The 24069-nt window shown below is 72.4% G+C and carries 20 protein-coding genes; 3 read left to right on the top strand and 17 right to left on the bottom strand.

What is annotated here, in order from left to right; translation table 11 throughout:
* Positions 1-80: 80 nt before the first annotated feature.
* The 3 genes from ACO0M4_RS28040 to ACO0M4_RS28030 all read right to left on the bottom strand — a co-directional run bounded on the left by ACO0M4_RS28040 (position 81) and on the right by ACO0M4_RS28030 (position 3850).
* Positions 81-1772, bottom strand: a complete 1692-nt coding sequence (locus tag ACO0M4_RS28040; RefSeq protein ID WP_430373688.1) for a flavin monoamine oxidase family protein — start codon at positions 1770-1772, stop codon at positions 81-83.
* A gap of 178 nt (positions 1773-1950) precedes the next feature.
* Positions 1951-2757 carry a carbon-nitrogen hydrolase family protein gene (locus ACO0M4_RS28035; RefSeq protein WP_430373687.1) on the bottom strand — a complete coding sequence of 269 codons (807 nt, stop codon included), beginning with the start codon at positions 2755-2757 and terminating at the stop codon, positions 1951-1953.
* A gap of 178 nt (positions 2758-2935) precedes the next feature.
* Entirely contained in the window at positions 2936-3850 is a 915-nt protein-coding gene (locus ACO0M4_RS28030; RefSeq protein WP_430373685.1) for a LysR family transcriptional regulator, read from the bottom strand.
* 54 nt (positions 3851-3904) lie between these two features.
* Here ACO0M4_RS28030 and ACO0M4_RS28025 point away from each other — a divergent pair, with 54 nt between their 5' ends.
* The gene (locus ACO0M4_RS28025) at positions 3905-5386 is read left to right on the top strand and encodes an MFS transporter (protein ID WP_430373684.1); all 1482 of its coding nucleotides are present in this window, start codon (positions 3905-3907) and stop codon (positions 5384-5386) included.
* A 17-nt stretch (positions 5387-5403) separates the two neighbouring features.
* Positions 5404-5934, top strand: a complete 531-nt coding sequence (locus ACO0M4_RS28020; protein ID WP_430373682.1) for a nuclear transport factor 2 family protein — start codon at positions 5404-5406, stop codon at positions 5932-5934.
* 20 nt (positions 5935-5954) lie between these two features.
* Here the strand turns inward: ACO0M4_RS28020 and ACO0M4_RS28015 are convergent, their stop codons facing one another.
* The 10 genes from ACO0M4_RS28015 to fmt form a co-directional block, all read right to left on the bottom strand.
* Entirely contained in the window at positions 5955-6410 is a 456-nt protein-coding gene (locus tag ACO0M4_RS28015; protein WP_248015300.1) for an Lrp/AsnC family transcriptional regulator, read from the bottom strand.
* 10 nt (positions 6411-6420) lie between these two features.
* On the bottom strand, positions 6421-7893 hold the full coding sequence (locus tag ACO0M4_RS28010; RefSeq protein WP_430373680.1) for an amino acid permease: 1473 nt from the start codon (positions 7891-7893) through the stop codon (positions 6421-6423).
* Positions 7894-8245: 352 nt separating this feature from the next.
* Positions 8246-9709 (bottom strand): GuaB1 family IMP dehydrogenase-related protein, encoded by a 1464-nt coding sequence (locus ACO0M4_RS28005; RefSeq protein WP_430373678.1) that lies wholly within the window; start codon positions 9707-9709, stop codon positions 8246-8248.
* 162 nt (positions 9710-9871) lie between these two features.
* Positions 9872-10315 (bottom strand): barstar family protein, encoded by a 444-nt coding sequence (locus tag ACO0M4_RS28000; protein ID WP_430373677.1) that lies wholly within the window; start codon positions 10313-10315, stop codon positions 9872-9874.
* Entirely contained in the window at positions 10312-10785 is a 474-nt protein-coding gene (locus tag ACO0M4_RS27995) for a ribonuclease domain-containing protein (protein WP_430373676.1), read from the bottom strand. Before ACO0M4_RS27995 ends, ACO0M4_RS28000 begins: the two co-directional genes overlap by 4 nt.
* Positions 10786-10843: 58 nt before the next feature.
* A complete protein-coding gene (locus tag ACO0M4_RS27990; RefSeq protein ID WP_390015433.1) occupies positions 10844-11833 on the bottom strand; it encodes a sugar-binding transcriptional regulator in 990 nt (329 codons plus the stop codon).
* Positions 11834-12040: 207 nt separating this feature from the next.
* The gene (gene rpe, locus ACO0M4_RS27985) at positions 12041-12721 is read right to left on the bottom strand and encodes a ribulose-phosphate 3-epimerase (RefSeq protein ID WP_430373675.1); all 681 of its coding nucleotides are present in this window, start codon (positions 12719-12721) and stop codon (positions 12041-12043) included.
* A 138-nt stretch (positions 12722-12859) separates the two neighbouring features.
* Positions 12860-15082, bottom strand: coding sequence for an NADP-dependent isocitrate dehydrogenase (locus ACO0M4_RS27980; protein ID WP_430373674.1), 2223 nt, complete (start codon positions 15080-15082; stop codon positions 12860-12862).
* A 153-nt stretch (positions 15083-15235) separates the two neighbouring features.
* Positions 15236-16675 carry an RsmB/NOP family class I SAM-dependent RNA methyltransferase gene (locus ACO0M4_RS27975; protein WP_430373673.1) on the bottom strand — a complete coding sequence of 480 codons (1440 nt, stop codon included), beginning with the start codon at positions 16673-16675 and terminating at the stop codon, positions 15236-15238.
* Positions 16676-16777: 102 nt separating this feature from the next.
* On the bottom strand, positions 16778-17716 hold the full coding sequence (fmt, locus tag ACO0M4_RS27970; RefSeq protein ID WP_430373671.1) for a methionyl-tRNA formyltransferase: 939 nt from the start codon (positions 17714-17716) through the stop codon (positions 16778-16780).
* A gap of 249 nt (positions 17717-17965) precedes the next feature.
* Here fmt and ACO0M4_RS27965 point away from each other — a divergent pair, with 249 nt between their 5' ends.
* On the top strand, positions 17966-18502 hold the full coding sequence (locus ACO0M4_RS27965) for a hypothetical protein (RefSeq protein WP_430373670.1): 537 nt from the start codon (positions 17966-17968) through the stop codon (positions 18500-18502).
* Between the two features lie 133 nt (positions 18503-18635).
* Here ACO0M4_RS27965 and ACO0M4_RS27960 read toward each other — a convergent pair whose 3' ends face one another.
* From ACO0M4_RS27960 to rpoZ, 4 genes are all read right to left on the bottom strand, one after another.
* The gene (locus ACO0M4_RS27960; RefSeq protein ID WP_430373669.1) at positions 18636-20765 is read right to left on the bottom strand and encodes a primosomal protein N'; all 2130 of its coding nucleotides are present in this window, start codon (positions 20763-20765) and stop codon (positions 18636-18638) included.
* A gap of 115 nt (positions 20766-20880) precedes the next feature.
* Positions 20881-22089, bottom strand: a complete 1209-nt coding sequence (gene metK, locus ACO0M4_RS27955; protein WP_430373668.1) for a methionine adenosyltransferase — start codon at positions 22087-22089, stop codon at positions 20881-20883.
* Between the two features lie 272 nt (positions 22090-22361).
* Positions 22362-23591, bottom strand: a complete 1230-nt coding sequence (gene coaBC, locus ACO0M4_RS27950; protein ID WP_430373956.1) for a bifunctional phosphopantothenoylcysteine decarboxylase/phosphopantothenate--cysteine ligase CoaBC — start codon at positions 23589-23591, stop codon at positions 22362-22364.
* 141 nt (positions 23592-23732) lie between these two features.
* Positions 23733-24008 carry a DNA-directed RNA polymerase subunit omega gene (gene rpoZ, locus ACO0M4_RS27945; protein ID WP_039638039.1) on the bottom strand — a complete coding sequence of 92 codons (276 nt, stop codon included), beginning with the start codon at positions 24006-24008 and terminating at the stop codon, positions 23733-23735.
* Between the last annotated feature and the right edge of the window lie 61 nt (positions 24009-24069).

Genomic DNA, 24069 nt, shown 5'->3' with positions numbered 1-24069 from the left:
TCCGCACGTCAGTTGGCGCGCACGCGAGCGGAACGTTCAGGACCCGACGCGCCCGCGCCTGCGCAGCGCTGCGGAAGCACTCAGTCCTCCGGGAGCTCCACCGGCGCGATCTCGTCGTAGACGTCGCCGGGGCCCGGGTTGGTCCCGTCGGTGCCGCCGCCGAGGTGGTGCATCACGCCCCACACCGCGTTCAGTGCGGTCTGGATGGCGCCCTCGGCCCAACCGGCCGTCCAGGAGATGTCGTCACCGGCGAGGAAGATGGCGCGCTTGTCCTCGGGGAGCAGTTCCTGCATGAAGTGGGTGAACAGGCGCCGCTGGTAGCGGTAGTGGCCGGGGAGGTTGGCCTTGAACGCGCCCATGAAGTAGGGCTCGTTCTCCCAGGACACGGTCACCGGGTTGCCGATGATGTGCTTCCGGATGTCGACCTTCGGGTAGATCTCGCCGAGCGACTTGAGCATGACCTCCATGCGCTCGTTCGCCGACAGCGGCAGCCACTTCAGACTGTCGTCGCACCAGGTGTAGGAGAGGCAGATGACGGCCGGCTGGTCCGGGCCGTTGTCCAGCAGGTAGGTGCCGCGGGTCATCCGGTCGGTGAGCGTCATCGACATCACGTCGCGGCCCGTCTCCTCGTCCTTGTCCAGCCAGAACGGCCGGTCCACCGGGACGAAGAGCTTGCTGGACTCCATGTAGTGGGTGCGCTCGATCGCCGTCCAGTGGTCGATCGGGAACAGGTCGTCATCGCAGTCGATCTTCGACAGCAGCATCCAGCTCTGCGCGGTGAAGACCACCGCCTTGTACGAGCGGATGTCGCCGGAGGCGTCGGTGACGGTGATGCGGTTGCCGGCGGTGCGGTGCAGCCGGGTCACGGCCGGCCGCGGCGCGCCGTCGTGCAGCGACGACAGCGAGGTGCCCTGGGCCCAGTGCACGATCTTCTGCGGCGCGCGCTCCCACAGGCGCAGCGGCAGCTGCTGGGAGCCGCCGACGATGCCGCGGTGGTGGTCGTCGGCCTCGGTGTAGACGACCCGCAGGATCTCCAGGATGGAGTTGGGGAAGTCGGTGTCCCAGCCGCCGGTGCCGAAGCCGACCTGGCCGAAGATCTCGCGGTGCCGGAAGGACGTGAACGCCTTGGAGTCGCAGAGGAAGCCGTAGAAGGTCTGGTTGTCGAGCTTCTCGACGAGCTGCGCCCAGATCTCGCGGATCCGCGGCACGTCGCGCTCGCGCATCGCCTGGTTCATGTCGGAGAAGTCGGCGCCCTCCTCCAGGCAGGCGTTCCACGCCTCGGCGACCTGGCGGTAGACCGCGGGCAGGTCGTCGACGGTCTCGGCGTAGTGCGACTCGCCCTTGAGGTCGACGACGGTCGACGGGGTGGCCTCGGCGAGCGGGTTGGGGAACGGCGCGGTTTCCAGGCCCACCAGGTCGATGTAGTGCTGGAGCGCCGTCGAGGACGGCGGGAAGCGCATCGCGCCCAGTTCGCAGTTGACGGACTCGTCGCAGCCGTCGAAGCCGACGGTGCGCAGCCGGCCGCCTATCTGGTCCGCCTCGTAGACGACGGGCTTGAGGCCCATCTTCATCAGCTCGTACGCGGTGACGATGCCGGAGAGGCCGCCACCGACGATGGCCACCTCGGTGCCGTGCTCGGTCGCCGGGATCTGGCCGAGGCCCGCCGGGTGCGCGAGGTAGTCGTCGTACGCGTAGGGGAAGTCCGGGCCGAACATGGTGATCGGCGGCTGCACGGCGGTGTGCGGGACGGCGGGGGGCACCGTGGACGTCATCGGGGCGGACTCCTTGCGGGCGGGGGCGGGGCGGGGCGGATCAGGGCGTATCGGGCACGGGCGGGCGCGGCGGGGCGCGCTCGGGCGCGGTGGGGCGGTGCGGGCGCGGCGGGGCGCTACGGCGGACCGGGGAACGGCACTGCGGCGGGCGGATCCACCGGCCGCGGTGGGGCGCCGGTCAGGCGAGGTCGGTGTAGAGCTCCGGCCTCCGGTCGTGCAGGTAGGGGTTGTTCTCCCGGGCTTCCTTCAGGAACGCCGGGTCGACCGCGGCCTGCACCAGCTGCTCGGAGCGTCCGGCGCGGGTGCGGACGACGCCGTCCGGTCCGGCCAGGCAACTGAGGCCGACGAACTCGAACTCGCCCTCCGCGCCGACCCGGTTGACGTACCCGACGTACATCTGGTTCTCGAAGGCGCGCACCGGGATCATCTGCTCCGGCACGATCTGGAACGGGTGCATCTGCGCGGTGGGCACCAGCAGCAGATCCGTCCCGGCCAGCGCGTGCGCCCGGACGTTCTCCGGGAACTCCACGTCGTAGCAGATCAGCAGGCCGATCCGGATCCCGTCCAGCTCCGCCTGGACGACCGCCCGGTCGCCCGGGGTGAACCACTCGCGCTCGAAGCAGCCGAAGAGGTGGGTCTTGCGGTAGTTGGCGAGCGCCGTGCCGTCGGGGCCGATCAGCTGGGCGGAGTTGTAGACCACGCCGGTCTCTTCGGGGGCGCGCTCCGGGTAGCCGTAGAGCACCGCGATGCCGTGCTCGGCGGCGATCCGGGCGACGGCCCGGGCGCTGGCACCGTCGGCCGGCTCGGCGAGGCGGTGCACGTCACCGCCGATCGCGTAGCCGGTGAGGAACAGCTCGGGGCAGGCGAGCAGCCGGGCGCCGGTCGCGGCCGCCTCGCGGGCCGCGTCGGCGAGCACCGTCAGGTTGTGCGCGACGTCGCCGGGCCGTCCCGAACTCTGGAGCAGGGCGGTGTGCAGCGGCGGCATGGGACCCCTCGGCGGTGGCGGTTCGGGTGGGACGCAATGACGGTACGGTCCGTCGACGATCCGGGACAAGGCGCCACCGTTGCGTGGCGACGGACGATTCGTTGCGCGTTCAAGGGTCACCGCGGCGATTCGTTGCACGCGGCATGCGGCCAGGTCGGGCGGGTGCCGGCGGGGTGACTCAGGCCACCGCGGCGGCCACCGTCTCGCGCACCACGCGGCGCAGCCACCGGTGGCCCGGGTCGGCCTCCTGCCGCGGGTGCCAGGCCATCGCCATCGGCATCGGCGGCAGGTCGAACGGGATGGGCAGGGTGCACAGGCCCAGCCCGCGCACCATCGGTGCCGCGGTCCGCTCCGGGGCCATGCCCACCACGTCGGTGTCCCGCACCATCATCAGCGCGGCCGCGACGGTCGGCACGGTGGCGATCACCCGGCGGCGCAGCCCGCGTTCGGCCAGCGCGGTGTCGATGGGGCCGGCCAGCCGGCCGCGCCGGGAGAAGCTGAGGTGCTGGGCGGCGGCGTACCGGCGGGCGGTGAGCGGCCAGGTGGTCAGCGGGTGGCCCTCCCGGACGACGGCGACCGCGCGGTCCTCGAACAGCCGCTCCGTACGGATCTCCGGCTCCGGGCTGTCGATCATGCCCAGCTCCACGTCGGCCACCCCGTCCCGGAGCAGCGGCAGATCGACATGGCTCTCGCCGAGGAAGCGCAGCACCACCCCCGGCGCCTCCCGGGCGACCCGGGCGACCAGTGCGGGCCCGAGAGTGGTGACGAACAGGTCGCTGGCGTTCAGGGCGAAGATCCGGGTGAGCTGGGCCGGATCGGCGGGGGCGGACGGGGCCAGCACCCCGTGCGCGGCCTCGACCAGCCGCCGCACCTCGGCCTTGATTTCCAGCGCGCGGGGGGTCGGCACCATGTGCCGGCCGGCGCGGACCAGCACCGGATCGCCGAGGGTCCGCCGGATCCGGCCGAGCGCCCGGCTCATGGCAGGCGCGGAGAGCCCGATCCGGTCGGCGGCCGCGGTCACGCTCTCCTCTTCCAGCAGCGCATCCAGGGCGATCAGCAGGTTGAAGTCGATGTTTGCGTTTCGCGCAATCATGGCGTGCACACCTTGCATTTGAGATCAACTGAACGGGACTCTAGCGTCCCCGCCATGACCACGTCAGCACCGCCGTCGGCCGACGGCACCTCGCCCCCGCGCGCCGGCCGGCGCTCCGTCACCGCCGTGATGTGCGCCTGCGTCCTGGTGGCACAGTCCCTCGTGGCCGCCATGAACCTGGCCATCCCGAAGATCGCCGCGAGCGACCTCCACCCCACCCCCGCCCAACTGCTGTGGATCGTCGACACCTACGTACTGGTCTTCGCCGGTCTGCTGATCCCGGCCGGCGCACTCGGCGACCGCTACGGCCGGAAGGGCACCCTGCTCACCGGGCTCGCGGTCTTCGGCACCGGCGCGCTGCTCAGCGCGCTGGCCCCGACCCTCCCGGTACTGCTGGGCGGCCGCGCCGTCTCGGGCGCCGGGGCCGCACTCCTGGTGCCGGCCACCCTGTCCGTACTCCTCCACGCATCCCCGCCCGGACGCAAGGCGGCGGCGATCGCGGCGTGGAGCACCGCGATGGGCGTCGGCGGAATGGTGGGGAACGCGGGCGGCGCACTGATCCTCCAATACCTGCCCTGGCAGGGGCTGTTCTGGGGGTACGTGCCGCTGGCGCTGCTCCTGTTCGGTTGGGTGGCGCGGTCCGCGCCCGCGGTGCCACGGCAGACCGCGACGCTGGACCTGCCGGGCTCGGCGCTGCTGATCCTCGGGTCCTTCGCCCTGCTCTTCGGCATCATCGAGGGCCCCGGCCTGGGCTGGGCCTCGACGCCGGTCCTCGGCGCCTTCGCCCTGGCCCTGCTGCTGTTCGCGCTCTTCGTCCGGCACGGCCTGCGGGTCGCGCACCCGGTACTGGACCCCCGGCTGTTCCGGCTGCCGCGGCTGCGCGCCGGCAGCGCCGGGATCGCCGTCGGCTTCTTCGGGATGTTCGCCCTGTTCTACGTCAACGCGCAGTTCCTCCAGTACGTGAAGGGCTATACGCCACTGCGGACGGGCTTCGCGATCGTGCCGCTGGCCTTCGGGATGCTGGCGGTGACGCGGTACGGGCTGCGCCTGGCACAGCGGATCGGCGAGGCCAAGACGTCCGGCGCCGCACTGCTCCTGGTGGCCACCGGCCTGCTGCTGCTCTCCACCGCCGACGTCGAAACCCCTTACCCGCGCTACCTGGCGTACCTGCTGCTGATGGCGGCCGGCGCGGGCCTGGCGATGCCGACGCTGTCGCACGCGATCGTGACGTCGGTGCCGGCTCACCAGGCCGGCATGGGCTCCGGACTCCAGGGCGCGGCACGGGAGTTGGGCGCGGCACTGGGCATCGCGGTGGTCGGCACCGCACTGTCGGTCCGTTACGCCGCGGGCACCGGGCACGGGACGGCCGCGGCGGCCGCGTTCACCGACGCCGCCGCGCTGGGTTACCGGATCGCGGCGGCCGTGGTGCTGGTGGTGGGCGCCGCGGTGACGGTCGGTCTACGCTCCCGGCGCCCCGCCGGCACGACACCCGTGGAGGCCCCCGCCTCCCCCACCCTTGACCTCAAGTCCACCTGAGGTCGCAGGATCACCGCATGACCACGCACGAGGCCACAGCCACCGACCCCACCCCGCCGACCGCCGAGCCCGCCCACCTCCGGACCGCGCGGCAGCTCCAGCACCTCACCGACCGCGCCGACATCGCCGACCTGTTGGACCGCTACCTGCGCTCCCTGGACGAGGGGGTGTTCGACGAGGCGTGGGGCCGCGCCTTCTACGCCGAGGACGCCACGGCCGAGATGCCCCTCGGCACCGTCCGCGGCCGGGACGCCGTGGTGGCCCGGATCCGGGAGGGGATGGCCCTGTTCGACCGGACCGTGCACCTGGGCGGCAACGCCGTCATCGAGATCGACGGCGACCGGGCCACCGCCCGCGGGGCCCAGCTCAGCACCCACGTGCTGGCCGACGGGTCCGAGGCGCTCTTCGTCTCCGGCGGCCACGCCGACACCGAGCTGGTACGGACCCCGGACGGCTGGCGGATCGCCGCCTCCGCGCTCCGCATCGTGTGGACCGGGGGCACCCCGCCGCACCTGCCGGCGGGAATGGGCCCGGCGCACGCCGCGTAGCGGCCCGGCCCGGACAGGCCCTAGCCGGGCGCGCCCGACCCGTAGCGGCGCAGCAGCGGGGAGAGGACCAGCACGGACTTGGTGCGCTCGACGAAGGGTTCGCCGGCGATCCGCTCCAGGACCCGCTCGAAGTGCCGCATGTCGGACGCGAAGACCTGCACCAGGGCGTCCGCCTCACCGGTGACGGTGGAGGCGGACGCCACTTCCGGGTAGCGCGACAGACCGCGGTGGATCGCTTCGGGCGAGGTGTTGCGGCGACAGAAGATCTCGATGAACCCCTCGGTCTCCCAGCCGAGGGCGGCCGGGTCGACGCGCACCGTGAACCCGGTGATCGCGCCGTCCGCCCGCAGCCGGTCCACCCGGCGTTTGACCGCCGGTGCGGACAGTCCGACTTCCTGGCCGATGTCCGCGTAGCTGCGGCGGGCGTCCTCGGCGAGGGCGTGGACGATGCGTTCGTCGAGATCGTTCAGTCGCACTGCGGGTGGGTCACTTCTCTGCGGTGGCCAATCGGGAGCGGCGCATGCCGTATCCGAAGTAGATCACAAGGCCGACCGCCATCCAGACACCGAAGACCACCCAGGTCACCAGGCCGAGACGGGTCATCATGAAGGCGCAGAGCAGGAAACCGATCGCGGGGAAGATCGGGGAGAACGGGGTACGGAACGCCCGCGGCATGTCCGGCCGGGTCTTGCGCAGCACGATCACGGCCACGTTGACCAGCGCGAACGCGAAGAGCGTGCCGATGCTGGTGGCGTCGGCCAGCTCGCCGAGCGGCACCGCGGCGGCGAGCACCCCGCAGAACAGGGAGACGATCACAGTGTTCACCCGGGGCACGCCGCTCTTGGGGTGAACCTTGGAGAACGTCTTGGGCACCAGCCCGTCCCGGGACATCGCGAAGAGGATCCGGGTCTGGCCGTAGAGCACGGTCAGCACGACGCTGGCGATGGCGACGACGGCGCCGAAGGCCAGCAGCACCGACCAGTAGTCGTGCCCGGTGACGGTCTTGAGGATCCCGGCGAGCGCCGCCTCCGAGCCCTTGAACTCCTGCCACGGCAGGGCGCCCACCGCGATGGCCGCGACCAGGCAGTACAGGGCGGTGACGATCACCAACGACAGCATGATCGCGCGGGGCAGGTCGCGCTGCGGGTTCTTGGCCTCCTCGCCCGCCGTGGAGGCGGCGTCGAAGCCGATGTAGGAGAAGAACAGGGTGGCGCCGGCGGCACTGACCCCCGCCATACCCATCGGCATGAAGTTGGCGAAGTTGCCGGACTTCACGCCCTGGATCGCGACGCCGCAGAAGAGCAGCAGCGTGGCGATCTTGACGACCACCATGATGGTGTTGGCCCGGGCGCTCTCCCTGGCGCCGCCCAGCAGGAACACCATCGCCAGCACCACGACCAGCAGGGCCGGCAGGTTGAAGTAGCCGCCCTGGCCCGGAGGGGCGGAGAGCGCGTCGGGGATGGTGAAGCCCAGCGTGCCGCCGAGGAACTCGTTGAGGTACTGGCCCCAGCCGACCGCGACGGCCGCCACCGAGACGCCGTACTCCAGGATCAGGCACCAGCCGCAGACCCAGGCGATCAGCTCACCGAGGGTGGCGTAGGCGTAGGAGTACGACGAGCCGGAGACCGGGATGGTGCCGGCCAGCTCGGCGTAGGAGAGCGCGGAGAACAGCGCCGTGACGCCGGCGATGACGAACGAGAGCACGACCGCCGGCCCGGCGACCGGGACGGCCTGGCCGAGGACCACGAAGATGCCGGTGCCGAGCGTGGCACCGATGCTGATCATGGTCAGCTGCCAGACGCCCATCGAGCGGCGGAGCGTGCCCCCCTCGCCCTGGCCGCCCTCGGCGACCAACCGCTCGACCGGCTTGCGGCGCATCAGCCGAGTGCCGAGTCCGCCGCCGACGGGCGGCGGGGAATAGCTGTCCCCTGGGGGCGGGACGGCGCCGTTCTCCAACACTGGGGGCTCCTTCGTCGCTGCCGGTCAGACTGACACATTCCGGCACATTCCGGTGACTAGACCGCAGCGGCCAGGCAGGCAGGACGAACCACCCTGCAGCAGGAGACCGCCGAGCAGGCGGTCTCCGCCACTCCACGTACAGCGCATGACACTACGGCCCCTCGTTGACCTGCCGTAATGCAGGATCCTTGCGCAACTACGGTGGTTCGTTGCGCACGGCGGCGAAGGGCAGCGGAACGTTGCGCTCCACCGCAGTCAATCACGGTCGTACCCGGAGAACGCCACCGGCCCCGCACCAGGTCGGTGCGGGGCCGGTGGGCGGCGCGTCGGAGCCGTCAGCGGGCTCCGGAGGTCAGCTCCAGCTGTCGTGCAGCGGCTTTCCCTCGGCGTAGCCGGCGGCGCTCTGCACGCCGACCACGGCCTTCTCCGTGAACTCCGCCAGGGAGGCGGCGCCGGCGTACGTGCAAGAGCTGCGGACGCCCGCGATGATCGAGTCGATCAGGTCCTCGACGCCGGGACGGGCCTGGTCGACGAACATCCGGGAGGTGGAGATGCCCTCCTCGAACAGCGCCTTGCGGGCGCGGTCGTAGGCCGACTCGTCGCTGGTGCGGTTGCGCACCGCACGCGCCGAGGCCATCCCGAAGCTCTCCTTGTACGGCCGGCCCTCGGCGGTGTGCTGGAGGTCGCCCGGCGACTCCAGCGTGCCGGCGAACCACGAGCCGATCATGACGTTGGACGCGCCCGCGGCCAGCGCCATGGCCACGTCGCGGGGGTGGCGGACACCGCCGTCGGCCCAGACGTGCTTCCCGTACTTCTTCGCCTCGGCGGCGCACTCCAGCACCGCGGAGAACTGCGGCCGGCCCACACCGGTCATCATGCGGGTGGTGCACATCGCGCCCGGCCCGACACCGACCTTGATGATGTCCGCGCCGGCCTCGATGAGGTCGCGCACACCGGAGGCGGCGACGATGTTGCCCGCGACGATCGGGACGTGCGGGTCCAGCGCCCGGACCGCCTTGATCGCGCTGATCATCGACTCCTGGTGGCCGTGCGCGGTGTCCACGACGAGGGTGTCCACACCCGCGTCCAGCAGCGCCTTGGCCTTGCCGGCCACATCGCCGTTGATGCCGACGGCGGCCGCGATCCGTAGCTTGCCGCCCGCGTCCGTGGCGGGGGTGTACAGGGTGGCGCGCAGCGCGCCCTTGCGGGTCAGGATGCCGACCAGCCTGCCGTCCGCGTCGACCGCGGGGGCCAGCTTGCGGTTGGCGGCGTCGAGGCGGTTGAACGCCTCGCGGGGGTCGATGTCCGCATCCAGGACCAGCAGGTCCTTGGACATGACCTCGGACACCTGGGTGAAGCGGTCCACTCCGGCCAGGTCGTGCTCGGTGACGACGCCGACCGGCCGGCCGCCCTCGACGACGATGCCCGCGCCGTGCGCCCGCTTCGGCAGCAGCGACAGCGCGTCCGCCACGGTCGAGACCGGGGAGAGCACTATCGGGGTGTCCAGCACCAGGTGGCGCTGCTTGACCCAGGTGATGACGTCGGTCACGACGTCGTTCGGGATGTCCTGGGGGATGACGACCAGACCACCGCGGCGGGCCACGGTCTCGGCCATACGGCGGCCGGCGATCGCCGTCATGTTGGCGACCACGAGCGGGATGGTCGTGCCGGAGCCGTCGCGCGAGGCGAGGTCCACGGCCTGGCGGGAGCCCACCGCCGAGCGGCTGGGCACCATGAACACATCGTCGTAGGTCAGGTCGTAGGGCACCGAAGAACTCTCTTCGAGGGCGCCGTTCTTCGGATTGAGGAATCGCATACTGCCAGGATACGGGCCCTGACCAGGACTCATGTGATAGTCCTACGGCCTCGTGGGCCGTGTGTGTGATCCGCCAATCCGGTGTCCACACACCGGGACGCCGGCTCACGGGACGCACGCGTAAGGTCGCGGAACGGCGCCCACGGGGGCCGGCTCCCCGGGCTACGCCCCCTGCCGGCCGCGCCCGCCGGCCATGATCACCGCAAGCCCAGTGTCGGTGTCCCGCCAGTACCCCACGGAGTCCGCCAACACCCCCTCCACCACACTCCAGTCCTCCGGCGCGGCGGCCGCGTACTCCTGCCAGCCGGTGATGACCAGCAGCCGACCGCGCGACGGAGGGCACCAGGACAGGTCGGTGAGGCAGTCGACCAAGGCGTCCCAGTTGTGGCCGAAGTACGCCGGGAATTCCAGGGCGGCGGCGCACCGGTCCAGGAACCCGGCCTTGTCCGCGACCCCGGCGAGGTCCAGCGCGGCACCGTCCCACCCCGCGTCCCGGGCCGCGGCCAGGGCGTCCGCGACCGGGCGGTCGGCCGGCCAGGGCAGCACCCCGGCGGGCGTCCGCCCGTCGAGCACCGCGGCCAGCGCCCGGGGCACCTCGGCGCTCACCGCAGCACCGCCTTGAAGCTCTTGTAGTGATCGTCGGTGTAGAAGAACTCGTGGTGCTTGCCGGTGATCAGGCGGCGGGCGCCGCGGGTCCGGGAACCCGGGGTGTCGACCGTGTACTCGTGGTAGTAGCCGCGCGGCTCTTTGGGCAGCTGCTTCTCGTAGTTGCCGAAGACGGTGCCGTCCTTGGGGTACGGGAACGGCCCACCGGCGTCGATCAGCTTGAGGGTGCGCTGCGCCTGCGCGGGCAGCCGGTCCGCCGGCACGGTCGGCAGGCCCTTCGCCCAGCCCGGTGCGGCGCCGCCGCCGGGCGACCGGGTGCCGGCCGTGGCGGTCGCGGCCGGCCGGTGCGTGCCGGCCGAACTCCCTTTGCCGTCACCGCCGGTGGAACAGCCGGTCAGGACGAGAAGCAGCGCGGCGAGCAGCGCGCCGACGACGGCGGCGGCCCGGCGCGGGGCGGTGTGGATCAGCATGCGCCGATGCTGTCACAGCCACGCGCCGGCTGCCCGCCGGCGGGCGCGCCGGGCCCGCTCACTTCCCGTCGGGATCCGCCCGGTCCAGGGCCGGCCGCGGGCCCGGACCGGTCTCCAGCAACAGGTGGTCGGCGGCCGCGGTGTCGGTCACCAGGCTTGTCACCAGTCCGGAGCGCAGCACCGCGCCGATGGCCGCGGCCTTGCGGCGGCCGCCGGCGATCGCCACCACCTCCGGGATGCGGCGCAGCCGGTCCGCCTCGACGGTGATGCACCGCTCGCCCAGGTCACGGCCGATGCGCCGCCCCTCGCCGTCGAAGAGGTGCGCGGACATTTCGGCGGCCGCGCCCAGCGAGGCGTAGTGCTCCCGCTCCTCCTCCGACAGCATGTCGTAGACGGTCGAGACGCCCGGCTCCCAGGAACCGATGGAGACGCAGGCGACGGTGACCTTGTCGAAGTACTCGAAGGCGCGGGCGATGCCGGTCTGGCCGCGCAGCGCGGCGGCGGTGGCCGAGTCGGGCAGCAGCATCGGCGCGTAGATCGGGTGCGCCTCGCCGCCGGAGACGTCGGCCGCGCGGCGGACCGCCTCGACCGAACCGCGGTCGGCGGTGCCGGCGTCGTAGACCCCGGTCAACTGGACGACCGTGCACGGCGGCAACCGGTGCAGGGCGGCCGCCATGTGGATCGTCGAGCGGCCCCAGGCGAGCCCCAGCACGTCGCCCTCGGCGACGAGCTCGCCGAGCAGGTCGGCGGCAACCTCACCGAGGTTCTCCGGGTCGGCGGCGTCCTCGGAAGCGTCCGCGGGCGATTCGACGACGACCGCGTGCCGCAGGCCGTAGCGGGCGCGCAGGGCGTCGGAGCGCTCCGCGTCGAGTTCGGAGGGCACCCGGATCTCGATCCGTACGAGATCACGCTCCAGGGCCGTCTCCAGCACGCGGGCGACCTTGAAGCGGCTGACGCCGAACTCCTCCGCGATCTGGATCTTGGACTTGCCCTCAAGATAGAAGCGGCGGGCCATGGCCGCAGCCTGCACCAGCTCGGCGGGGCCCATTCCGGACTGTGGGCGGCTGGCTACCACGAAATTCTCCCCTTTTGCGCATCTGATCGAGTCTTTGCTCATCCTTTCAGAAACCCGAGGTGTACGGGGACCACGAGCGGCACGACAGGCATGAACGCTCGGTTGCCACCAGGTCAACCGATGGCGCGGACCACACCGGACGGACCGGCTCCGGGCCCCGTACGGGCCGGGCCGACTCGATCAATGCGCGCAGCCCCAGCTACCGGCCGTCGCCGCCTCGGCCTTCTCCCGCAGGTCACGGACGGCCTTGGCCGGATCGTCCGCCCCGTACACCGCGGAACCCGCGACGAACACGTCGGCGCCGGCCTCCGCGCACCGCTCGATGGTCTCCGCCGAGACGCCGCCGTCCACCTGGAGCCACATCTGAAGGCCGTGCCGCGAGATCAGCTCACGGGTGCGACGGATCTTCGGCAGCATGATGTCCAGGAACGCCTGACCGCCGAAGCCGGGCTCGACGGTCATGATCAGCACCATGTCCAGTTCGGGCAGCAGGTCCTCGAAGGGCTCGATCGGGGTGGCCGGCTTGAGCGCCATCGACGCCCGCGCACCCTTGGCCCGGATCTCCCGCGCCAGCCGCACCGGCGCCCCGGCCGCCTCCGCGTGGAAGGTGACCGAACCGGCCCCGGCCTCCACGTACTGCGGCGCCCAGCGGTCCGGGTCCTCGATCATCAGGTGCAGGTCGAGGGGGGTGTCCGTCGCCTTGCTCAGCGCCTCGACGATCGGCACGCCGAGGGTGAGGTTGGGGACGAAGTGGTTGTCCATCACGTCGACGTGGAGCCAGTCGGCGCCCTCGACGGCCTTCGCCTCCTGGGCGAGGCGGGCGAAGTCGGCGGACAGGATGCTGGGGTTGATCAAGGCCATGCCCCCAGTATGGCGGTCCCTGCGCGGCCGGACCCCGCCGGGCGGGGAGAGCCCCGTCACCCCGCGGCCCGGTGCGCACCGGGCCGCCCCGGCCAGACGCGCGGCCCGGCCGGGGCGGACGAGGTGGTGCTGCGGCGATCAGCCCTTCAGGGCCGCCAGCGCCTGGTTCAGCGTCTGCGACGGACGCATCACCGCGGACGCCTTGGCCGGGTCGGGGCGGTAGTAGCCACCGATGTCGACCGGGGAGCCCTGCACCGCGATCAGTTCGTCGACGATGGTCTGCTCCTGCTCGGACAGCGTCTTGGCCAGCGGCCCGAACGCCTCCGCGAGCTGCGCGTCGTCGGTCTGCTTGGCCAGCTCCTGGGCCCAGTAGAGCGCCAGGTAGAAGTGGCTGCCGCGGTTGTCGATGCCACCCAGCTTGCGGCTCGGCGACTTGTTCTCGTTGAGGAACGAACCGGTCGCGCGGTCCAGGGTCTCGGCGAGGACCTTGGCACGGGCGTTGTCGGTGGTCGTCGCGAGGTGCTCGAAGCTGACCGCGAGCGCGAGGAACTCGCCCAGGCTGTCCCAGCGCAGGTAGTTCTCCTTGACCAGCTGCTGGACGTGCTTGGGGGCGGAACCACCAGCACCGGTCTCGAACAGGCCACCGCCGTTCATCAGCGGGACGACCGAGAGCATCTTGGCGCTGGTGCCCAGCTCCAGGATCGGGAACAGGTCGGTCAGGTAGTCACGCAGGACGTTGCCGGTGACCGAGATGGTGTCCTCGCCGCGGCGGATCCGCTCCAGGGAGAAGGTGATCGCCTCGACCGGGGCCAGGATCTTGATCTCCAGGCCCTCGGTGTCGTGCTCCGGCAGGTACGCCTTGATCTTCTCGATCAGCTGGGCGTCGTGCGCACGGGTCGCGTCGAGCCAGAACACCGCCGGGTCGCCGGTGGCGCGGGCACGGGTGACGGCCAGCTTGACCCAGTCCTTGATCGGCGCGTCCTTGGTCTGGCACATCCGGAAGATGTCGCCGGCGCCCACGGTCTGCTCCAGGACGACATTGCCTGCGCCGTCGAGGACCCGCACCGTACCGGTGGTCGGGATCTCGAAGGTCTTGTCGTGGCTGCCGTACTCCTCGGCCTTCTGCGCCATCAGACCGACGTTCGGCACCGAGCCCATGGTGGCCGGGTCGAGCGCGCCGTGCGCCCGGCAGTCGTCGATGACGGCCTGGTAGATGCCGGCGTAGCTGCTGTCGGGGAGCACCGCGAGGGTGTCGGCCTCCTGACCGTCCGGGCCCCACATGTGGCCGGAGGTGCGGATCATGGCCGGCATCGAGGCGTCCACGATGACGTCGCTGGGCACGTGCAAGTTGGTGATGCCGCGGTCGGAGTCGACCATCGCCAGCTCCGGGCCCGCGGCCAGCTCGGCGTCGAAGGACGCCTTGATCTCGGCGCCGTTGGGCAGCGCCGCAAGGCCCTTGTAGATGCCGCCGAGGCCGTCGTTCGGGGTCAGCCCGGCGGTCGCCAGCGCCTCGCCGTACTGGGCGAAGGTCTTGGGGAAGAAGGCCCGCACGACGTGGCCGAAGATGATCGGGTCGGAGACCTTCATCATCGTGGCCTTCAGGTGCACGGAGAACAGCACGCCCTCGGCCTTGGCCCGGGCGACCTGCGCGGCCAGGAACTCCCGCAGCGGACCGACCCGCATCGCGGAGGCGTCCACGACCTCACCGGCCAAGACCGGAACCGACTCGCGCAGCACGGTGGTGGAGCCGTCGTCGCCGGCCAGCTCGATGCGGAGCGCGCCGTCCTCGGCGATCACCGCGGACTTCTCGGTGGAGCGGAAGTCATCGGCGCCCATGGTCGCCACGTTGGTCTTGGAGTCGCCGGTCCAGGCACCCATGCGGTGCGGGTGGGCCTTGGCGTAGTTCTTGACCGACGCGGGCGCCCGGCGGTCCGAGTTGCCCTCGCGCAGCACCGGGTTGACGGCGCTGCCCTTGACCTTGTCGTAGCGGGCGCGGATCTCGCGCTCCTCGTCGGTCTGCGGGTCGTCCGGGTAGTCCGGAAGCGCGTAGCCCTGCTCCTGGAGCTCGGCGACGGCCGCCTTCAGCTGCGGGATGGAGGCCGAGATGTTCGGCAGCTTGATGATGTTCGCGCCGGGCGTCTTGGCCAGCTCGCCGAGCTCCGCGAGGGCGTCGGCGATCCGCTGGTCCTCCTTCAGGTACTCCGGGAAGCTGGCGATGATCCGACCCGACAGCGAGATATCGCGGGTCTCCAACGTCACCCCGGCCGTCGAGGCGTACGCCTCGACCACCGGCAGGAACGAGTACGTCGCCAGGGCCGGGGCCTCGTCAGTGTGGGTGTAAATGATGGTCGAGTCAGTCACCGGGTACTCCGCTCCATCCACGTCTCAAATATTGCTCGACATCAAGATATCAACATTGCTCGACATCAAGATATCTCGGGCATCGACCCGCTCCCCCGGTGGCCGGTTCCCCTCATGAGGAGGGGGAAACCAGCCACCGCGGCCGCGGACCCGTCAGGCGGTCCGGCGCAGCAGCGCCAGATACATCGCGTCGGTCCCGTGCAGATGCGGCCACAGCTGGACGTCCGGCCCGTCACCGAGCTCCGGCACGCCCGGCATCAGCGGCCGGGCGTCGATCCACTCGGCCTCGGCAGCCGGGCCGCCGCGCCCCTTGAGGACGTCCTCCACCACGGCCCGGGTCTCCGCCGGATGCGGCGAACAGGTCGCATAGCCCACCACGCCCCCGATCCGCACGGCCGCCAGCGCCTGCCGCAGCAACTCCCGCTGGAGCGGCGCGAAACCGTCCAGATCCTCGGGGCGCCGCCGCCACCGCGCCTCGGGCCGGCGGCGCAACGCCCCCAGGCCGGTGCACGGCACGTCCACCAGCACCCGGTCGAAGACCCCGGGCCGCCACGCCGGACGGGTGCCGTCGGCGGCGATCACCGCGTACGGGCCCGGATTGCCGTCCAGCGCCCGGGCCACCAACCGCGCCCGGTGCGGCTGCTTCTCCGACGCCACCAGTGCCGCACCCCGCTGCGCCGCCAACGCGCCCAGCAGCGCCGCCTTGCCGCCCGGTCCCGCGCAGCCGTCCAGCCAGATGCGGTCCGGGCCGTCCAGCGGCGCGGCGGCCAACGCCAGCGCCACCAGCTGACTGCCCTCGTCCTGCACGCCGGCGCGCCCCTCGCGCACCGCGTCCAGCGCACCCGGCTCCCCACCCTCGGCGAGCCGGACCGCGTACGGCGACCACCGGCCCGGCACCGCGCCGTCCTCGCCCGTAGCCGCCAGCAGTTCCTCGGCGGTAGACCGGCCCGGCCGCGCCACCAGCGTCACCTCGGGACGCTCGTTGTCCGCCGCCAGCAGCTCCTCGATGCCCGCGCGGCCGCCGCCGAGGGCGTCCCAGAGCGCGGAGACGACCCAGCGCGGATGGGCGTGCACGATCCCCAGATGGTCCTCCGGGTCCTCGTCGTACTCCGGGGCCACCCGCTCCAGCCAGCCGTCCAGATCGTGCGCGGTGAGCTTGCGCAGCACCGCGTTGACGAACTTCGCCCGGCCGTCGCCCAACACCACCCGGGCCAGTTCGACGGTGGCGCTGACCGCGGCGTGCGGGGGGATCCGGGTGCCGAGCAACTGGTGCGCACCGAGCGTCAGCACGTCCAGCACCGGCGGGTCGACCTCGCGCAGCGGCCGGTCGACACAGTTGGCCAGGATCGCGTCGTAGGTGCCCTGGCGGCGGAGCGACCCGTAGACCAGCTCGGTGGCCAACGCCGCGTCCCGGGCGTCGAAGTCACCGGCGTCCCGCGCCTTGCGCAGCAGCGGCGGCAGGACCAGGTTCGCGTACGCGTCCCGCTCGTCCACGGCCCGCAACGCTTCGAACGCGAGGATCCGGACCGGGTCCTTCTTCGGGCGGCGGTAGGGCTTGCGGGTGCCATGGCGGCGCGGCGGCTGCTGACTCACAGAAAAGGTGCTCCGGTATTACGAGACGGGGGTTCGCCCCAGCCTACGCGGGCCCGAAGCCGGCGGCGCGCGGACGGCCCCTTCGAACGCGCCCCGCCCCGGTCAGCCGCTCAACTGCTCCCCGGTCGCGATCCGGACCCCGCGCGCCCAGTCCGCCGCCTGCATCGGCTTCTTGCCCTGCGGCTGGACCCAGAGCAGCTGGACGGGGTGGCTGCCGGTGCCCACGTGCACCGCCTTCTTGGTGACGGCCAGTTCGCCCGCCGGCAGGGCCGCTCCGTCGTACTCGGCGGCGGGGGCGGCCGACATCACCTTGAGCCGCTCCCCGCGGAAGACCGTCCAGGCACCGGGCGCCGGCGCGCAACCCCGCACCACCCGATCCACCCGCAGCGCCGGGGCGGTCCAGTCGATCCGGGCGTCCTCCACCTCGATCTTCGGGGCCAGCGTGACCCCCTCCTCCGGCTGCGGCACCGCATTGAGGGTGCCGTCCTCGATGCCGTCCATCGTGGCGACGAGCAGACCGGAGCCGGCGAACGCCAGCCGGGTCAGCAGATCCCCGCTGGTGTCGGTCGGCCGGATCTCCTCGGTGAGCACCCCGTACACCGGGCCGGAGTCCAGCCCCCGTTCGATCTGGAAGGTGGTGGCACCGGTGATCTCGTCACCGGCGAGCACCGCGTGCTGTACGGGCGCCGCCCCCCGCCACGCGGGCAACAGCGAGAAGTGCAGGTTGACCCAGCCGTGGGCCGGGATGTCCAGCGCGACCTGGGGCAGCAGCGCGCCGTAGGCGACCACCGGGCAGCAGTCCGGCGCGATCTCCCGCAGCCGGGCGAGGAAGTCCTCGTCGCGCGGCTTGGCGGGCTTGAGCACCTCGATGCCGGCCTCCTCCGCGCGCTCCGCGACCGGGCTGGCCACCAGCCGGCGGCCCCGCCCGGCCGGCGCGTCGGGCCGGGTCACGACGGCCACCACCTCATGCCGGTCCGAGGCGATCAGGGCATCGAGGGCGGGTACGGCAACCTCGGGGGTACCTGCGAAGACAAGCCTCATGGGTGACGGACTACCTCTCACACGCTGCGGAACGACGCACCAGTCTAGGGGCCTTGACGCAGGTCATGGGCCGGAACGCCGGGGGGCGTGCGAAGTCATCCGCGCCCCGCGCACACGCTCATACGCCCCTGCACCGTGACCAGAGCCGCTCCTGGCGCGTTGGTCAAACAGCATTGACCGATTCCGGGCCGCTTTGGCGGCCCGAACGCTTTCACCCATCCTTTCCACGCCGGTTCGAGAGGCTTGCTCATGGCCGACCACGCAACCCACGACGCCCAGGCGCGCGCCAGCCTGCATCTCCTGGTGCGGGACATCGAGCGGGTCCGCCGGCAGGTGGACGCCCTGCGCACGCTCACCGCGCAGCTCGGCAACGTCTACCGGCCGCGACGCACGGGCCCCTCGGCGGGCTTCGTCGTCTACGGACGGGCGCCCGCCCCCACCGTGCGTCTCGCCCAGGAACTCCGCGACAGCATCGAAACGCTCGTCACCGCGGCGGTCGACTTCGACCGCTCGCTGGGCTTCTCCTGGGACGCGGTGGGCTCCGCACTCGGCGTCACCAAGCAGGCGGTGCACCGCCGTTACGGCGCCCGACGGGCCACCGCCCAGCCGTCCGGCGACGGCGGCGAGACCGCGGTGCGCCCCTCCGACGCCTCCGCGGCCCGCGCGATCAGCATGGCCGGCGGCCTGACCGGGAGCCCGGCCGCCCGCTCCCTGCCCACTCAGCCCTCCGCCTCCTCCCGCGACGAGGCACGCCCCGGCGCCTTCCCCGGCCCCCGCAACGGCTGACTCCCCCCTCCGACTTCCCCCACGGACGCCCCGCACCGGAACCCGGGACCGCCCGCCGACCACGGTCCCGGGCGACGTGCGGCACGAACGGAGCCTGGAGACGGGGCCTGGAGACCGGACCCGCGCACCCGGCTCAGCCCAGATCCGGCGGATCGATCCGCACCCGGACCGGCTCGCCCTCCCGCTTGACCAGCCGGGCCGCCCGCGCGGCCTTCAGCGCCGCCGCCAGTGCCGCGCCCTGCCCCGGGCGGACCCGGACCAGCGCACGCTCCCAGACCTCGCCCGACGGAGGATCGCCCGGCCGCCGCGGCCGCCCGGGATCCGGCACCGGCAGCGGCACCGGGCCCAGCACCTCGGCCCCCTCGGGGAGTTCGGCCGCCCGCAACAGACCGGCCACGTCCTCGGCACGGCCCGCCACCGCAGCCATCCGCGACACCGGCGGGAACCCCAGCTCCGCCCGCTCGGCCAACTCGCGCACCGCATGGCCGACCGGGTCCCAGCGCACCAGCGCCTGGACCGGCCGCAGCGTCGGTTCCGCGATCACCGCGACCGTGCCGCCCTCCGCCTGACCGCGGACCAACGCGGCCGCACCCAGCCAGCGGCGCAGCGCCTCCTCGCCGGCCCGCAGGTCCGGCCGCCCCAGCAGTGCCCAGCCGTCCAGCAGCAGCGCGGCGGCGTAACCCCCGCCCTCGGCGACCGGTTCGGCGCCGGGCGTGCTCACCACCAGCGCGGGGGCGGCGGGCACCGACGCCAGGACGTGATCACGCCCCGACGTACGCACCGGAACCGCCGGGAACGCTCGGCCCAGCTCCTCCGCCGTACGCCGCGCCCCGACGATCTGCGCCCGCAGCCGGGTCCCGCCGCACTCGGCGCAGTGCCAGTCCGACTCCTCGCGGCCGCACCAGGCGCAGGCCAACTCGCCCGCCTCGCGCGCCTCCAACGGGCCGGCACACGCCCGGCAGCGGGCTGCTTCCCGACACCGCTCGCACGCCAACCGGGGGGCATAGCCCCGCCGCGGCACCTGCACCAGCACCGGACCGCGGGTGAGCCCGTCCCGCACTATCTGCCAGGCCATCGACGGCAGCCGGGCGGCGCGCGCCGCGGAGTCCCGGGCCTCGTCGCCGTCCCCGACCGTACGCACCAAGGGGGCGGCGGCCCGCACCCGCTCCCGGTCGGCGGCCAGTGGCCGCGCCCAGCCGGTCTCCACCAGTTGGGCCGCCTCGACCGTGCAGCTCAGCCCGCCGACCAGGAAGCCGGCCCGCTCGCCGACCGCACGCTGGAGGAGCACTTCCCGGGCGTGCGGCTGGGGGGCGTGCGGATCGCTGTGGCTGGCGTCCCCGTCGTCCCAGAGCGCGACCAGCCCCAGCCCGGCGACCGGCGCGAACATCGCGGCGCGCGTCCCGATCACCGCGCGCACCGAGCCCCGGCTGACCGCCAGCCAGCGCCGGTACCGCTCCTCGGGCCCGCACTCGGCCGTCAGCACCACATGCCGGCCGGCCCCGATCAACTCACCGAGCGCCGCGTCCACCCGGGCCGCGGCCCGCCCGTCGGGCACCACCACCAGCGCCCCGCGCCCGCCGGCTAGCGCCGCGGCCGCCGCCCGCGCCAGTTCCTCCGGCCAGCTCGGTCCGGGCAGTGCCGTCCACACCGCCCGCGGCGCGTCCCCTCGCGCCAGCGCCGCCAGGAACCCCGGACCGGCCCCGTACCGCTCCCAACTCCCGGGAGCCGGCGGGGCGTTGGGCGGCAGGGGCGCGGGCGACGGCTCGGCCTCGACCTGCGCCCGGCGCGGCGGCACCGCCAGCTGCACCACATCCGCCAGCGACCCGGCATAGCGGTCGGCGACCGCCCGGCACAGCCCCAGCAGCTCCGGGGTCAGCACCCGCTCCGGCGAGAGCACCTGGGCGATCGGCGCCAGCACTCCGCGGAACTCACTCTCCGCCACCCGCTCCACGATGAAGCCGCTGACCAACCGGCCGCCCTCGCGCCGGCCGCCCTTCTCCCCCGCCCCGAACCGCACCCGTACCCGCACCCCGGGCTGCGCCTCGGCGTCCAGCGCGGCCGGCACCGCGTAGTCGAAGAACCGGTCGAGGTGCACCAGCCCCTTGTCCACCAGCACCCGCGCCACCGGCAGCTCCGCCGCCAGGGCAGCCCCCCGCCACGTGCGCGGCTTGGCCCGCTCCGCCTTCGTCTCCCGTACGGCCTCCCGGATCAGGGCCAGCTGCTCGCCCTGCTCCCCCGGATCCCGCCCGTTCTCCCTGCTCACAGCAACCAGTCTTAGCAGACCCCACCGACAGTGGCCGGAGCTCACGAACGGCCGAGGGCCCGGACCGTCCAGCGGTCCGGGGCCCTCGGGGGAAACCCTGGTGGTACGGAGCCCTTTAGAGGCCCGCGGCCTTGCGGAGGGCGTCCACCCGATCGGTGCGCTCCCAGGTGAAGTCCTCCAGCTCACGGCCGAAGTGGCCGTAGGCGGCGGTCTGGGAGTAGATCGGGCGGAGCAGGTCGAGGTCGCGGATGATCGCGGCCGGGCGGAGGTCGAAGACCTCACCGATGGCAGCCTCGATCTTGTCGATGTCGACCGTGTTGGTACCGAAGGTCTCGACGAAGAGACCGACCGGCTCGGCCTTGCCGATCGCGTAGGCGACCTGAACCTCGCAGCGCGAGGCGAGGCCGGCGGCGACCACGTTCTTGGCGACCCAGCGCATGGCGTACGCGGCGGAGCGGTCGACCTTGGACGGGTCCTTGCCGGAGAAGGCACCGCCACCGTGGCGGGCCATACCGCCGTAGGTGTCGATGATGATCTTGCGGCCGGTCAGGCCGGCGTCGCCCATCGGGCCACCGATCTCGAACCGCCCGGTCGGGTTGACCAGCAGGCGGTAGTCGTCGGTGTCCAGCTTGATGCCGTCCTCGACGAGCTGGTTGAGAACGTGCTCGACGACGAACTCGCGGATGTCGGGCGCGAGCAGCGAGTCCAGGTCGATGTCGCTGGCGTGCTGGGAGGAGACCACCACGGTGTCGAGGCGGACGGCCTTGTTGCCGTCGTACTCGATGGTGACCTGGGTCTTGCCGTCGGGGCGGAGGTAGGGGATGGTCCCGTTCTTGCGGACCTCCGACAGGCGCCGCGAGAGGCGGTGCGCCAGGTAGATCGGGAGCGGCATGAGCTCGGGGGTCTCGTCGCAGGCGAACCCGAACATCAGGCCCTGGTCGCCGGCGCCCTGCCGGTCCAGCTCGTCGTCGTCGCCTTCGACGCGGTTCTCGTAGGCGGTGTCGACGCCCTGGGCGATGTCCGGCGACTGCGCACCGATGGACACCGAGACGCCGCAGGAGGCGCCGTCGAAGCCCTTCTTGGACGAGTCGTAGCCAATCTCCAGGATCTTGTTCCGGACGAGATTGGGGATGTCGGCGTACGCCTTGGTCGTCACCTCGCCGGCCACGTGCACCAGGCCGGTGGTGATCAACGTCTCCACGGCGACCCGAGAGGTCGGGTCCTCCTTGAGGAGCGCGTCGAGAATGGTGTCGCTGATCTGGTCAGCGATCTTGTCGGGGTGGCCCTCGGTGACGGACTCCGAGGTAAACAGGCGGCGGGACACATCGCTCCCTGGGGTTGCAGCGGCTGCTGGCTGATCATTTAGCGGAACGGCCGAGAGCTGCGCTCGGCCAAATCCACTGCCAGTTTATCGGTCGAATGTGGCGCTTGGGCACGCAGTCTCGATTTATGGAACCCCCGTGACCTGGGACACCACTGACTCACGGTAGTGACGATCACCTTGAGAATCAGTCGGGTCAAGAGGACACGCCGATTTTCATGGCTCGATAAGGGCCCTCGACGGCCCGCTCCGGGGGTTACCCGCAGGAGTGACCGTCAGGGGCGCGGATCGGCCAGACGGGCGATGACCAGGTCCCAAACGGTGTCGGCGAGGGCTTCCTTCGGACCGTAGGGGACGGGGGTCTCGGTGCCGTCCGTGGCCAGGATCACGGCCTCGTTCTCGGCCGAACCGAAGGTCTTGTGTTCGCCGACCTCGTTGACGACCAGGAGATCGCAGCCCTTGCGGGCGAGCTTGGCGCGACCGTTGGCGAGGACGTCGTCGGTCTCGGCGGCGAAGCCGACGACCAGCTGACCGGGGCGGGCCCGGTCGGCGGAGAGCTCGGCAAGGATGTCCGGATTCCGTACCAGCGTGACGGGTTCCGGCTCCTGGCCCTCCCGCTTCTTGATCTTGCCGGTGGCGTAAACAGCAGGGCGGAAATCGGCCACCGCGGCGGCCATCACCACCGCGTCGGCGTCCGCCGCGGCCTTCAGCACGGCCTCGCGCAGCTGCCGGGCGGTGCCGATCCGGATCACGTGCACGCCGGCCGGGTCGGGCAGCTCGGTGTTGCCGGCGACCAGGGTGACCCGGGCACCGCGGGCCGCGGCAGTGCGGGCGAGGGCGTAGCCCTGCTTGCCGGACGAGCGGTTGCCCAGGTAGCGCACCGGGTCCAGCGGCTCCCGGGTGCCGCCCGCGCTGACCACGACGTGGCGACCCACGAGGTCCTGCGGCAGACCCTCGGCGCCGCGGGCCAGCACCTGGCGGCACAGGTCGAAGATCTCCACCGGGTCCGGGAAGCGGCCCTTGCCGGTGTCGACGCCGGTGAGCCGGCCCACGGCGGGCTCGATGACGAGCGCACCGCGGCGCCGCAGCGTGGCGACGTTCTCCTGGGTGGCGGGGTTCTCCCACATCTCGGTGTGCATCGCGGGCGCGAAGATCACCGGACAGCGGGCGGTGAGCAGGGTGTTGGTCAATAGGTCGTCCGCGAGGCCGTGGGCGGCCTTGGCCAGCATGTCGGCGGTGGCCGGGGCGACCACGACGAGGTCGGCGGCCTGCCCGATGCGGACGTGCGGGACCTCGTGGACGGACTCCCAGACCTCGGTGGTGGCCGGGTTGCCGGACAGTGCCGACCAGGTGGCCTCGCCGACGAAGTGCAGCGCCGAGGCGGTCGGCACCACCCGTACGTCGTGACCGGACTCCGTGAGTCGGCGTAGCAGCTCGCACGCCTTGTACGCGGCGATCCCGCCACTGACCCCCAGGACGACCCTGGGCCGCTCCCGCTTGTCCATCGATTCCCCGCTCCCCGAGCCTAGGTCCGCACGCATGTCCCTCAACCTATGCCCTCATGACACACCAAGGGCCCGGCAGGTCCCCCCGGCCACCTGCCGAGAGGGCCCCTGCCGGGCCCTTGCTGAGGAATGCGGTGCCGCCTACTGGCCGGCCGGACCCTCGATGGCCTCCGAGGTCAGCAGACCGGCGTTGATCTCGCGGAGCGCGATCGACAGCGGCTTCTCGTGCACGTGGGTGTCGACCAGCGGGCCGACGTACTCCAGCAGGCCCTCGCCGAGCTGGGAGTAGTACGCGTTGATCTGGCGCGCGCGCTTGGCGGCGTAGATCACGAGGCTGTACTTCGAGTCGGTGGCCTCGAGAAGCTCATCAATGGGCGGGTTGATGATGCCCTCGGGTGCAGTGATGGAAGAGGACACTCTCTGACCTTCCGAAAGGGGATGAAGCAGGTGATGGCGCACAGGCGCCGAAATCCGTGGC

The sequence above is a fragment of the Streptomyces sp. RGM 3693 genome, assembly GCF_050471125.1.
Taxonomy (GTDB): domain Bacteria; phylum Actinomycetota; class Actinomycetes; order Streptomycetales; family Streptomycetaceae; genus Streptomyces.
This window is presented reverse-complemented; position numbering and strand designations above follow the sequence as displayed.